8 protein-coding genes, 1 rRNA gene and 1 other annotated feature (1 of these 10 cut by a window edge) are annotated in these 13,056 nt (G+C 44.7%); of the genes, 6 read left to right on the plus strand and 3 right to left on the minus strand.

Features of this window, described 5'->3' with window-relative positions; all coding sequences use genetic code 11:
* Nucleotides 1–1,231, minus strand: a 16S ribosomal RNA gene (locus tag IGJ17_RS16730) (it extends 329 nt beyond the left edge of the window).
* A 714-nt stretch (nucleotides 1,232–1,945) separates the two neighbouring features.
* On the opposite strand from IGJ17_RS16730, the gene IGJ17_RS16735 reads away from it, so the two are divergent.
* The 4 genes from IGJ17_RS16735 (at nucleotide 1,946) to IGJ17_RS16750 (ending at nucleotide 7,209) form a co-directional block, all read left to right on the plus strand.
* Nucleotides 1,946–2,635, plus strand: a complete 690-nt coding sequence (locus IGJ17_RS16735) for a response regulator transcription factor (protein WP_008376963.1) — start codon at nucleotides 1,946–1,948, stop codon at nucleotides 2,633–2,635.
* On the plus strand, nucleotides 2,625–3,833 hold the full coding sequence (locus IGJ17_RS16740; protein WP_005232945.1) for a sensor histidine kinase: 1,209 nt from the start codon (nucleotides 2,625–2,627) through the stop codon (nucleotides 3,831–3,833). The genes IGJ17_RS16735 and IGJ17_RS16740 overlap by 11 nt, the downstream gene beginning before the upstream one ends.
* 35 nt (nucleotides 3,834–3,868) lie before the next feature.
* Nucleotides 3,869–4,066, plus strand: a binding site (T-box leader).
* A 57-nt stretch (nucleotides 4,067–4,123) separates the two neighbouring features.
* Nucleotides 4,124–5,401 (plus strand): serine--tRNA ligase, encoded by a 1,278-nt coding sequence (gene serS / locus IGJ17_RS16745; protein ID WP_005232944.1) that lies wholly within the window; start codon nucleotides 4,124–4,126, stop codon nucleotides 5,399–5,401.
* A gap of 287 nt (nucleotides 5,402–5,688) precedes the next feature.
* Entirely contained in the window at nucleotides 5,689–7,209 is a 1,521-nt protein-coding gene (locus IGJ17_RS16750; RefSeq protein WP_429961619.1) for a polysaccharide deacetylase family protein, read from the plus strand.
* Nucleotides 7,210–7,278: 69 nt separating this feature from the next.
* Here the strand turns inward: IGJ17_RS16750 and IGJ17_RS16755 are convergent, their stop codons facing one another.
* Complete coding sequence (locus IGJ17_RS16755) at nucleotides 7,279–7,905, minus strand: TetR/AcrR family transcriptional regulator (protein WP_005232942.1); 627 nt, start codon at nucleotides 7,903–7,905, stop codon at nucleotides 7,279–7,281.
* An 85-nt stretch (nucleotides 7,906–7,990) separates the two neighbouring features.
* Between IGJ17_RS16755 and IGJ17_RS16760 the strand changes: the two genes are divergently transcribed.
* Nucleotides 7,991–8,692 carry an ABC transporter ATP-binding protein gene (locus IGJ17_RS16760; protein WP_008376960.1) on the plus strand — a complete coding sequence of 234 codons (702 nt, stop codon included), beginning with the start codon at nucleotides 7,991–7,993 and terminating at the stop codon, nucleotides 8,690–8,692.
* 9 nt (nucleotides 8,693–8,701) lie between these two features.
* Entirely contained in the window at nucleotides 8,702–11,407 is a 2,706-nt protein-coding gene (locus tag IGJ17_RS16765; RefSeq protein ID WP_142437347.1) for an FtsX-like permease family protein, read from the plus strand.
* Nucleotides 11,408–11,564: 157 nt separating this feature from the next.
* On the opposite strand, the gene guaB is transcribed toward IGJ17_RS16765, so the two are convergent.
* Complete coding sequence (gene guaB, locus IGJ17_RS16770) at nucleotides 11,565–13,049, minus strand: IMP dehydrogenase (protein WP_005226250.1); 1,485 nt, start codon at nucleotides 13,047–13,049, stop codon at nucleotides 11,565–11,567.
* Nucleotides 13,050–13,056: the final 7 nt, after the last annotated feature.

Consider the following 13,056-nt stretch of genomic DNA (forward strand, 5'->3'; position numbering starts at 1 on the left):
ATAAGGGGCATGATGATTTGACGTCATCCCCACCTTCCTCCGGTTTGTCACCGGCAGTCTCGCTAGAGTGCCCAACTAAATGATGGCAACTAACAATAAGGGTTGCGCTCGTTGCGGGACTTAACCCAACATCTCACGACACGAGCTGACGACAACCATGCACCACCTGTCACTTTGCCCCCGAAGGGGAAGCTCTATCTCTAGAGTGGTCAAAGGATGTCAAGACCTGGTAAGGTTCTTCGCGTTGCTTCGAATTAAACCACATGCTCCACCGCTTGTGCGGGCCCCCGTCAATTCCTTTGAGTTTCAACCTTGCGGTCGTACTCCCCAGGCGGAGTGCTTAATGCGTTTGCTGCAGCACTGAAGGGCGGAAACCCTCCAACACTTAGCACTCATCGTTTACGGCGTGGACTACCAGGGTATCTAATCCTGTTCGCTCCCCACGCTTTCGAGCCTCAGCGTCAGTTACAGACCAGAGAGCCGCCTTCGCCACTGGTGTTCCTCCATATATCTACGCATTTCACCGCTACACATGGAATTCCACTCTCCTCTTCTGCACTCAAGTCTCCCAGTTTCCAATGACCCTCCCCGGTTGAGCCGGGGGCTTTCACATCAGACTTAAGAAACCGCCTGCGCTCGCTTTACGCCCAATAAATCCGGACAACGCTTGCCACCTACGTATTACCGCGGCTGCTGGCACGTAGTTAGCCGTGGCTTTCTGGTTAGATACCGTCAAGGGATGAACGTTCTACTCTCATCCTTGTTCTTCTCTAACAACAGAGTTTTACGATCCGAAAACCTTCTTCACTCACGCGGCGTTGCTCGGTCAGACTTTCGTCCATTGCCGAAGATTCCCTACTGCTGCCTCCCGTAGGAGTCTGGGCCGTGTCTCAGTCCCAGTGTGGCCGATCACCCTCTCAGGTCGGCTATGCATCGTTGCCTTGGTGAGCCGTTACCTCACCAACTAGCTAATGCACCGCGGGTCCATCCATCAGTGACGCAAAAGCGCCTTTCAACTTTCTTCCATGCGGAAAATAGTGTTATACGGTATTAGCACCTGTTTCCAAGTGTTATCCCCTTCTGATGGGCAGGTTACCCACGTGTTACTCACCCGTTCGCCACTCTTTTTCTTTCGATGGAGCAAGCTCCGGTGAAAGAAAAAGCGTTCGACTTGCATGTATTAGGCACGCCGCCAGCGTTCGTCCTGAGCCAGGATCAAACTCTCATAATGATTTGTTTGAATGACCATACGGTCATTAAGCTCATAAAAATTAACTTTGCTAGCTATTGCTTGCATGTATTTGTTTCAATAAATTGAAACGTCCTACACATTGGTTCGTTTGCTTGCTTTGTTCAGTTTTCAAAGGTCTACAGTGCTGTGTTAGCAACTTTTATATCATATCAGAGCGACGTTTGATTGTCAACTCTTTTTTAAAAGTTTTTTTCGCTCGTTGTTTTTCAACTTCGCAGCGGCTGTCTCAGCGACTTCATTAGAATAACAAATGATTTGTTATTTGTCAACAACTTTTTTTAATTAATTTTGTTGATGTATCAACATCGATTAACTATTTTAAAATTGCGACTTCGTTATAATATCATCTGTCGAGCTGTGCGTCAACCACTTTTTTAAATTCTTTTTACGAATTCGTTTAGTCATTTGGCACATGTAATAATATACCAAGACTTGCGCTATTCGTCAACCATAAAATGATTGATAGACCAACGTTTCTAGTTACTCCGTTTCCAAAGATGATTCGTGATTTTTAGTCCGTGATTTCCGCCTTTTTTAAGGACTTTTTCCGTTATTATTTGCCTATCGTTCGTCTTTTTCCTTTTTGTGTTTTCTTAATTCCTATCATTCTTATAAATTTAAGTATGATTTTATCTATTTTGTGGAATATTTGCTAAAATGGAGAAAAGAATATTGTTCCTAGGAGGACCCAGTATGAAAATACTTGTAGCAGATGATGACAAAGAGATCGTAGAACTATTAAGCATTTATTTACACAATGAAGGTTATGAATCGGTCAAAGCATATGATGGAAAAGAAGCACTGACCAAGATCCGCACCACTTCTGATATCGAACTATTGATCTTAGATATCATGATGCCAGAAATGGATGGCATGCAAGTCGTGAAAGAATTGAGAAAAGAATCCCAAATCCCTATTATTATGCTGACCGCTAAAACAACCGATATGGATAAGATTCGTGGATTGGTCGCCGGTGCGGATGATTATGTCACCAAACCTTTCAACCCATTAGAAGTTATGGCCCGGGTAAAATCGCTATTGAGAAGAACCAAGATGCAGGCTGCTTCAAATCAACCAGAGATTCTAGAAGTAAGCTCCCTTATTATCAATCGCGATTCCCATGAAGTAAAAACCGTCGATGGCAACGAAATTCAATTGACTGCATTAGAATTCGGTATCCTCTACTTGCTGGCATCGCATCCGAACCGTGTCTTTAGCGCCGATGAGATTTTTGAACGAGTTTGGAAACAAGAAAGTGTCGTTTCTGCCAAAACAGTTATGGTCCATGTCAGTCACTTACGAGATAAGATCGAAGAAGCCACGGATGGTGAAAAAGTCATCCAAACAGTATGGGGGGTCGGCTACAAAATAGATGCGAAGTAAACCAACTGAAAAAAAGCGCAACACACCCATCGAAAAAAAGAAACGGATCACGCTGACCTCAAAGGAAATCAGTGAGTTATTTGCCGAAGGAATTGTAACGATTGTTCTTTTACTTCTATTAAATATCGCTATTTTGGTCATCTTGACCTCAATCGTTGAAAATTCACCAGATTTAGTTGATGCCATCTACGCATCGAAGAATGCTTTCACATCTGCCTTTAATACAGATATCTTCCGCAGTGGGCGCAACTTCATTCTACCGATGTTCTTCCTATTAGATGTGATCGTCTTATATTGGCGTTTGATTCGTCGCTACCATCAAATGCAGCTACGTCACATCATCAGCGAGCTTCATTTTATTGCGGAAGGCAATTACGATCATCGCATTCCCTTCGAGTTACGGGGCGATTTAAGTCGGATCGTTTCTAATATCAATGGCTTAGTCGACAGTACGGTGGCGGCGATTGAAGATGAACGACGGATCGAGCAATCCAAAGATGAGCTGATTACCAATGTCAGTCATGACATTCGAACACCGTTGACTTCGATCATCGGCTATTTAGGTCTAATTGAAGATCGACAATACCATTCAGAAGAAGAATTGCTGAAATATACCCATACGGCGTATGTCAAAGCCAAGCAAATGAAATCCCTTGTCGATGATTTGTTTGAATATACAAAAGTGCGCCAGCCTAGCGTCCCAATCAATGTGATGGAATTTGACATGGCCCAGCTAGTGGAACAATTGGCGGCGGACTTTGAATTAGAAGCTAGTCGGAAAGGCATCAAGATTGAAACATACACCCGTCCGGAACACATCGAGATGGATGGCGATACCGAAAAACTGGTGCGGGTCTTCAATAACTTGCTTTCGAATGCCTTGAAATACGGCAAAGGCGCCGATAAGATCCGCATGGAAGTCGAGAAAGTCGGGACCGAAGCGATCTTAACAGTCAAAAACAATGGGCAAATGATCCCTAAGCAAGCCCTTGATTCTCTATTCGACCGTTTCTACCGAGTGGAAGAATCCCGCTCTCAAGAAACAGGAGGAACTGGCTTAGGTCTAGCGATCGCTCAAAGCATCGTCGCCTTACATGGCGGCTATATCTATGCCAAGTCAACGCCGGAATGGACGTCCTTTATTATCCATCTCCCGTTGAAACGCAACAACTTATCCAACACACAAACCTATGGTTGACGACCCAACATTTTTTGGGTATGCTAGAGAAAATAATCAAGGCACAGAACCTAGTATATTTTTTTCATCTGTATAGAGAGCTGATGGTTGGTGAAAATCAGTGTTGGAAAAAATAGAATCCAGTTCTTTAACGTGTATTTTTCGAAAGAAAAATCGTTGGCTCACGATACGAGCAGCAAGGGCAGCGCAAGCTGAACTTGGGTGGCACCGCGAATGGTCATTTCGTCCCAAGCAATACGGGATTGGAATGGCCTTTTTTCTATGGAAAAATCAAAGGAGGATGTATCACTATGTTAGATGTAAAAATGATTCGCCAAAATTTTGCTGAAGTACAAAGCAAACTCGCAACACGAGGTGTCCAAAAAGAAGTGTTGGACCGCTTTTTAACACTTGATGAGCGTCGCCGAGAACTCTTAGTCCAAACGGAAGAGCGCAAGAAATTGCGTAATGAGGTTTCTGGTGAGATCGCCGCCTTGAAACGGGCGAAAGAAGATGCGGCAGATAAAATTGCCCAAATGAAAGAAGTCGGCAGCCAAATTAAGCAATTGGATGAAGAGATCGCTCAAATTGATGAAGACATCAAAGAGATCGCCACGACGTTGCCGAACTTGCCGAATGATTCTGTTCCGGTGGGCAAAGATGAAGATGACAATGTAGAAGTCCGCCGTTGGGCAGACCCAAAAACCTTTGCCTTTGAACCAAAACCCCATTGGGAGATCGCAGAAGACTTGGGGATTCTCGACTTTGAGCGGGGTGCCAAAGTTTCTGGTAGCCGTTTTGTTTACTACAAAGGCTTAGGTGCTCGTTTGGAACGTGCCTTATACAACTTCATGTTGGATCAGCATGTTTATGAGCATGGGTATACGGAGATGATCACCCCGTATATCGTCAACAGCCAAGCAATGTTCGGTACTGGGCAATTTCCGAAGTTTAAAGAAGATGTTTTCCAATTGGCAGACACTGATTTGACTTTGATCCCGACTGCGGAAGTACCTTTGACCAACTACTATCAAGGGGAGATCTTAGAACAAGAACAGCTCCCTGCCTACTTCACTGCCTTGAGCCCATCATTTCGTTCAGAAGCCGGCAGCGCTGGCCGTGACACTCGCGGTTTGATTCGCTTGCACCAATTCAATAAAGTCGAAATGGTGAAATTCAGTGATGCAGAACATTCTTATGAAGAATTAGAGAAAATGACGGCTAATGCCGAAGATATTTTGCAAAAACTCAATTTACCTTACCGTGTGCTTAGCTTGTGTACAGGAGATATGGGCTTTTCTGCAGCGAAGACCTATGATTTAGAAGTATGGATCCCTGCCCAAGAGATGTATCGTGAGATCAGCTCTTGCTCAAACTGTGAAGACTTCCAAGCACGTCGTGCCATGATCCGTTACCGTGATCAAGAGGGCAAGATTCACTACATGCATACACTAAACGGCTCTGGTTTGGCTGTCGGTCGGACGGTAGCCGCAGTGCTTGAAAATTATCAAAACGAAGACGGCAGTGTAACGGTACCAGAAGTTCTGGTTCCTTATATGGGTGGACTGACAAAAATTGAAAAAGCCTAAGCCTTAGTAACCTCAGTAGCAACCCCTAGAGAACAGTCACACCGCGTGAGCTGTTGCCTAGGGGTTTTCTTGTTTACGTAGCCTAGAGTGGTTTCCATCCCCCTAACCACTTTGATCACTTCTTGCAAGAGAAACAACGCAACAAGGCTGTAATTTTTAAGCGAATAATTAGAAAAATCCCTTTGTCTTTTTAATCCTCTATCAGAAACCGGGCATGATCGTTGAAAGTGCCTATGACTTATGGTAACGTGGGCATAATTTAGGATGGAATGAAGGGAGCTTCACCAATGCCCGAACGAAAGACCTATGCCCGTCGGAGTGACTTGCACAAGAAACCAAACAATAATCAAAAACGAACAGCATCAGCTGAAGAAAGACCGAAAGGACCACCCTCGAGAAAGAAGCCGTATCGGAAAGCAATTTTTTCCTTATTTGCCTTATTATTGATCGTTTTGATCGCAACGGCTGGCTCGGTTCTTTACACCTTGCACCAACAAGAAGTTGCGGCCAAAGCAAAATATGAGGCAGCTGCAGAGAAATTACTGGCATCAATCCAAGCAGAACAAAGCCAAAATGGGTTAAAAACAACGCCTGAAGTGCTCTCAGAAGGAGCAAACAAAGAACTGATCTACCGCCCGCAAGACCTCGATGCGTTTCCCATCAAAGATATCAAAGACCGGTTGACAAAAGCCGCTGAGTCATTGCGCAAAAAACAAACGGAAAAAGAAGTCGTCACCGTTGCCCGTATCCAAGCACAAACGGTAGCTGCAAAAGTCTCTACCTATTCATTAAAAGCCGACAGCTATGTATGGAATCGAGAAACCGGTCGTTTTGAAGATGCTGATCGTTTAACAGATGCACCGATCTTCGTATCAGAGAAGACGCAAACCGAATTGTCTTTGAAAGAACTTGTTCCTGATGAAGGCAGCTTATTAGGTATTCAACAAGTCATTCAACAGAAACTGCTGGATCAAGCCAAGGAACCCGCAAAAATCATCGACGCCGTCTTGGCCATGGAGCGGATCACCTTCGATTCGAAATTTACTTATGATCCGGAAAAGCTGACCATCGAATTGCCAAAAAATCAGACGGAAGCGACAGAAATCACCCTGTCTTACAGCGAGATCGCCCCATTCATTGATCCTGATCTCGTGGATGCTGACCAACTCAACAATGCCTTGCCAAGTCTTGACCCCAATAAAAAATACGTGGCATTGACCTTTGATGATGGACCCAACAGTACCTCCACTATGGATCTTTTGAACATCTTACAAGAAAATGACGTCAAAGCGACCTTCTTTATGCTGGGACAAATGGTTGAGCAATATCCACAAGCTGCCAAAAAAGTCCAAGAAGCCGGGCACGAGATCGCCAGTCATTCATACTCTCATCCGCAGCTGAATACTCTTTCAGCGGAAGATTTGCAGGCAGAAGTTACGAAAACCAATAAAGCCATTTACCATGCGACGGGTTTACTACCTAGGAATTTACGGCCCCCTTATGGCGCTATCGACAAACAAAGCGCAGAAACCATCGGCATGCCGATCATTCAATGGGACATCGATTCTCAAGACTGGAAATTGAAGGATCCGAAGAAAATCAATGCCTTGGTTCAACAAAATGTCTTTAATGGTGCCATGATCTTGATCCATGATATTCACCCGAAATCTGTGAAAGCCGTACCGGGAGTCATTAAAACACTCAAAAACGAAGGCTACGAATTCGTGACCGTCGATCAATTATTAGAAGCACGGCAAAAACCGTTGCATCAATACTTTGGGATGAACGATGAACGCCTCGTTGATTAAGAGAAAAAGGAACGCAGCAAATTGTCTCTTGCTGCGTTCCTTTTTAGTTATTGGATCATTCCCTCTTTTTTAGCCCTTCTTTTCTTCATACACATTAGTCACAAAAATTTGAATCAATAGATCAGCGACAGCTTTTGGCGGCATCGTTGAAAAATCTTTGAGCCAGCGTTCGATCAAACCGATAGACCCGCAGACAAAAAAGCTAAGGCACAGTTCCAATTCTTCCTCGGAAGCATCTTGAAAGTATTGGGCAAATCGTTTCAAGGTCTCCGGTTTGATTTCTGACAACAAAAGATTCAGCAAATGGCTGTTGTTCAACAAAATCAAATGGGTGGTACTAGGATTCTCATACAAAATCGTCAATAGTTTTTCCAGCCAAAGATCCAATGACAAATTTTCCTGCTGCAAGTTCGATGCGATCTGCTCAACGAGCTCCCCTTCGATCTCCTCCAACAAAGCGGCTGTGTCCTTATAATATTTATAAAATGTTCCCCGATTGATATCTGCTCGTTCCGCAATCTCTTTGATCGTGATTTTGCGATACTCTTTTTCCAACAATAACTCCTGAAAGGCGCGCCGGATCACTTTTTTCGAGTAGATCGTTCGACGGTTCCCGACAGTCCCTACCATATCGTTTCCCCTTTTCTCTGTACATTTAATCAATATTTGTCTATTTAATGACAAATAAGCAAGCATTGAGGATTGCTCTTACTTTTCTTTCTTAGTATACTAACACCATGTGATTAAATCAACACGTGTTTAAAAAATGGAGGCTTTATTAATGAGTTATGTTGAAGTAAAGAATGAATATAAACGCTATCAGATGGGCGAAACCACTATCACTGCCAACAATGATCTTTCCTTTGCCATTGAAGAAGGCGAATTAGTGGTGATTCTTGGACCTAGTGGTGCCGGAAAATCGACCGTTTTGAATATCTTAGGCGGGATGGACTCGCCAGATGAAGGAGAAATCATTATCGACAATGTCGATATCGCGAAGTTTAACGACAAACAATTAACAGAATACCGCCGTACAGACGTTGGGTTTGTCTTCCAGTTTTATAATTTGGTCCCAAATCTGACAGCAAAAGAAAACATTGAATTGGCTACTGAAGTCTCCCCGAATGCACTCGATCCTGATGAAGTCTTGGCCCAAGTCGGGTTAGAAAACCGCAAAAACAACTTTCCTTCTCAGCTTTCTGGTGGGGAACAGCAGCGGGTATCGATCGCTCGGGCGTTAGCCAAAAACCCGAAACTGCTGCTATGCGATGAACCGACTGGTGCTTTGGACTTTGAAACAGGAAAACAAGTGTTGAAGCTTTTGCAAAACGCTAGCCGGAAAAATGGCAATACGGTGTTGATCATCACCCATAATAGCGCCATTGCCCCGATCGCCGATCGGGTGATCCATATCAACGATGCCACTGTCCGTTCCATTGAAGAGAATCCTCATCCCATCTCGATCGATGAAATCGTTTGGTAGGAGGATCTGATGAAAAATAAGACCTATCTTAAAGCAAGTTTGCGAGAGATTCGCCAATCAAAAGGCCGCTTTATCGCAATCACCTTGATCATTTTTTTAGGAACGTTTCTCTTTGTCGGTGTCAAAGCAACCGGCCCGATCCTGAACCATTCCGCGAGTGAATATGTCAACGGCCAGCAATTAGCAGATCTGCAAGTCACTTCAACACTGGGATTGACAGAGGAAGACATTGATGCCGCGGAAAAAAGCGGTGCTCACACAGAAGCCGCCTATCAATTTTATTACGCTGCCAATTCAGATGAAGTCGTGCAAGTGACCTCCTATGACCCCTCACAGGAACTCAACCAGTTACTGGTGAAGGACGGCCGACTGCCAGAAAAAGCCGATGAAATCGTGCTGGACACCGAAGCAAAAAATTATGGCTGGCAAATAGGTGATACTTTTACGATCGATGATGCCGATAATCTGTCGGACAAAGAGTATACGATCGTTGGGTTTGCCACTTCTCCCATTTATATCAGTGCTGCCGAACGGGGCTATGCAAATGTCGGCAGCGGTGTCGTGACGTACTTTGCTTATGTACCGGAAGAACAGTTCACGATGGAGGTCAAATCGATCCTCTATCTCGCCTTTGATGATGTCGCCGGGCTTGAAACATACTCCGATACGTACACCGACAAGATGGCAGCCCATCAAGAAACGATTGAGGAACTGTTTGCGGACCGTCCTAAGGAACGCTTAGCAGAAATTCAACAAGACGCTTTTGATGAATTAGCCCCTGCAGAAAAAGAAGTCCGCGATGGACAAAAACAGTTAGCTGATGGACAAGCCCAACTGGATCAGGCCAAAGCGGAACTAGAACAACAGCAAGCCGCCTTGGCACAGCTGCCGCCCGTACAACAAGCAGCCCTCGAAGGCCAATTGGCGGCTGGAGAAGCAGAATTGACACAGCAGCAAGACCAATTAGATGAACAGCAACAAGAACTAACCGATGCCCAACAAACACTGGCAGAAAAACGGGCAGAGATCGAAGACTTGGCAGAGCCGACGTATCTTTACAACCAACGCAAAGACAATCCCGGTTTCCAAGAATATGGTGGGCTGTCTGATCGTATCGCAGCGATCGCCAATGTGTTTCCTGTCTTCTTCTTCTTTATCGCTGCGTTGATCACCTTTACGACACTGACGCGGATGGTAGAAGAAAACCGCAAAGAGATCGGTACCTTAAAAGCGATGGGCTATGGCAAAGTCGAGATCTCCCTTAAATATTTGATTTATGCCCTCCTTTCTTCGGCCATTGGCATTATTAGTGGTGCCGTATTAGGAACCGAACTGTTGCCACGTTTGATCTATTTCCTATCCAGCGAACGGTATCTTTTAGACGGGATTCGCGTCTATTATGTCTGGTCGCCAATTATTTTGGCCGCAATCGCCTTTTTACTGGCGACGCTTGGTGCCTGTCTGTTTGTTCTGATCAAAGAATTGCGGGAAAAACCTGCCCAGCTGCTGCAAGTTCGCGCACCAAAGCCCGGGAAACGGATTTTATTAGAAGCAATTACCCCCTTATGGTCCCGTTTAAGCTTCAATCAAAAAGTCAGCTTCCGTAACATCTTCCGCTACAAATCGCGAATGATCATGGCAATCATTGGCATCGCCGGTTGTACGGGACTGATGGTGGCAGGCGTTGGGTTGAAAGATTCTCTAAGTGCCGTGACTGCAAAACAATTTGGGCCCATTACGGATTATCAAGCCGTCGTGACCTTAAATGATGCGAAGGAAGAAACCGTTGCTGCCGCTGAAACGGTTTTAACAGACGAGCCTCTTTTGACCCATTCGATGCTAGTCTACAATGAAACGATCGAGATTCGACCGGCTAACCAAGGAAAACAAAGTCTGACCTTGATGGTTCCGGCAGATCAAGATGCTTTTGCAGACTATGTCCATTTGAAAACGACGGCAGGACAGAAGCTGTCATTAACAGAGGGTGCCGTGCTGACTATGAAGTACGCAGAATTATATGATTTGCACGTTGGCGATACATTGACCTTCTATACCAGCGATCAAGAAGCCTATGAAGTACCTATTAGTGGCATCGCAGAAAATTATTTAGGCAATTCTCTTTATCTGTCGCCGACCGTTTATGAAGAAATCACCAATAGTACCTTTGAACCAAATGCGTTCTTAGTCAAAAGCAAGACGATGACGAAAAAACAAGAGGAAGCTTTATCAACAGCCTTGTTAGATACCGACAAAGTCAAAAACACGACGTTCCTTTCCACTCAGATTAAAATGCAGGATGATTCGATGGGTAACTTGAACGCCATTGTCTTGATCTTAGTTGTATTATCAGGGGCATTAGCCTTTGTCGTCTTGTATAACTTGACCAACATCAATGTTTCCGAGCGGATTCGCGAGCTTTCTACTATCAAAGTATTAGGGTTTTACAATAAGGAAGTGACTATGTACATCGTACGAGAAAATATCGTCTTTACGTTATTTGGGATTCTCGCCGGTTACGTGGTAGGTTACTTCTTGACTGACTTTATTTTGATCCAAGCTTCGATGGAGAACATGGTCTTTCCATTAGTGATCAATTGGCCGGCTTATGCTTTAGCCGGCGGCATGACGATTCTCTTTACGATCATCGTGATGTACGTCACCCATGTGAAACTGACTCATGTCAACATGATCGATGCATTGAAATCAAACGAATAAACTGCTGCTAAAGCGATTTGCTGATCATCCAGCAGCGATTTTAGAGAAAAGGGTGCCGATCTCAGCCATTTTGGCAAGATCGGCACCCTTTTTTAGAACCAACGCCCCCTCTGTCCACTTTTGAACAGAGGGGGCGTTGGTTTTCACGTGAAACATTTTATGATTTTACGGAGTAGTTTGGTGCTTCTTTCGTGATTTGAACATCGTGGGGATGTGATTCTTTTAGTCCGTTGCCGCTCATTTGGATGAATTGTGCTTCATCACGTAATTGCTGCAGATTGCCGGCACCGACATAACCCATCCCTGATTTCAACCCGCCGATCATTTGGAAGATGATATCAGAAACGCTGCCTTTATAAGCGACACGTCCTTCAATGCCTTCTGGAACCAATTTGTTGGCTTCATTTACGCCCCCTTGGAAGTAACGGTCGCTGGAGCCTTTTTCCATTGCCCCCAATGAACCCATTCCGCGGTACGTTTTGAAGCGACGGCCTTGATAGATTTCAAATTCACCTGGTGATTCGTCAGTTCCTGCCAACATGCTACCGAGCATTACAGCATGTCCGCCAGCTGCTAAAGCTTTGACGATATCGCCAGAGTACTTGATCCCACCATCGGCAATGATTGCTTTGCCATATTGACGTGCCACAGAGGCTGCATCATAGATCGCTGTCAATTGAGGAACTCCGACACCGGCTACCACCCGAGTAGTACAGATCGATCCTGGACCGATCCCGACTTTTACGACATCGACACCAGCATCATACAATGCTTTCGTGCCTTCTGCAGTGGCAACATTTCCAGCAATCAATGTCGCTTCTGGGAAATGTGCACGAATTTCAGAGATTTTGCGTAAAACACCGGCACTGTGTCCATGGGCAGTATCAATGACGATCGCGTCCACGCCTGCATCCAATAATGCTTGTGCACGTTCAAAGGTATCGCTGGTAACGCCGACTGCTGCTGCCACTAATAGGCGTCCATGCGTGTCTTTGGCTGCATTCGGGAATTCGATCACTTTTTCAATATCTTTGATGGTGATCAAACCGCTTAAGATCCCTGCTTCATCAACGATCGGTAATTTTTCGATCTTGTGTTGTTGTAAGATTTTTTCCGCATCTTTCAACGAAGTACCGACAGGTGCTGTGATCAATTGGTCTTTGGTCATCACATCATTGATCGGCATCGTATAATCCGTGACAAAACGCATGTCGCGGTTCGTGATGATACCGACTAATTTGCGGTTCTCCATCGTTTCTACGATCGGTACCCCGCTGATGCGGTACTTGCTCATCAAATGTTCTGCATCAGCAACTAAGTGACTTGGTGTTAAGAAAAACGGATCGATGATCACGCCGCTTTCAGAACGTTTTACTTTGCGCACTTCATCTGCTTGCGCGGCGATACTCATGTTTTTGTGAATCACGCCAAGTCCGCCTTGACGCGCCATTGAGATCGCCATTTTACTATCAGTTACGGTATCCATACTGGCACTTATGATTGGAATATTTAGTGTAATATTCGGGGCAAGCTGCACTTTCATATCCACGTCATTTGGCAAGACGTGACTTTCTGCCGGAATCAATAAGACATCATCAAACGTTAACCCTTTTTTTACAAATTTGGTTTCCCAGTTGGACATTTTTGTA

This window comes from Enterococcus sp. DIV1096b (assembly GCF_050498765.1).
In the GTDB taxonomy this organism is placed as follows: domain Bacteria; phylum Bacillota; class Bacilli; order Lactobacillales; family Enterococcaceae; genus Enterococcus_D; species Enterococcus_D entomosocium.

Bases quoted from the DNA above. Each gene is read 5' to 3' on its own strand.
- IGJ17_RS16755 (WP_005232942.1), bottom strand. From the start codon at position 7,905: ATGCTTGCTTATTTGTCATTAAATAGACAAATATTGATTAAATGTACA.
- IGJ17_RS16760 (WP_008376960.1), top strand. From the start codon at position 7,991: ATGAGTTATGTTGAAGTAAAGAATGAATATAAACGCTATCAGATGGGC.
- IGJ17_RS16765 (WP_142437347.1), top strand. From the start codon at position 8,702: ATGAAAAATAAGACCTATCTTAAAGCAAGTTTGCGAGAGATTCGCCAA.
- IGJ17_RS16735 (WP_008376963.1), top strand. From the start codon at position 1,946: ATGAAAATACTTGTAGCAGATGATGACAAAGAGATCGTAGAACTATTA.
- IGJ17_RS16740 (WP_005232945.1), top strand. From the start codon at position 2,625: ATGCGAAGTAAACCAACTGAAAAAAAGCGCAACACACCCATCGAAAAA.
- guaB (WP_005226250.1), bottom strand. From the start codon at position 13,049: ATGTCCAACTGGGAAACCAAATTTGTAAAAAAAGGGTTAACGTTTGAT.
- serS (WP_005232944.1), top strand. From the start codon at position 4,124: ATGTTAGATGTAAAAATGATTCGCCAAAATTTTGCTGAAGTACAAAGC.
- IGJ17_RS16750 (WP_429961619.1), top strand. From the start codon at position 5,689: ATGCCCGAACGAAAGACCTATGCCCGTCGGAGTGACTTGCACAAGAAA.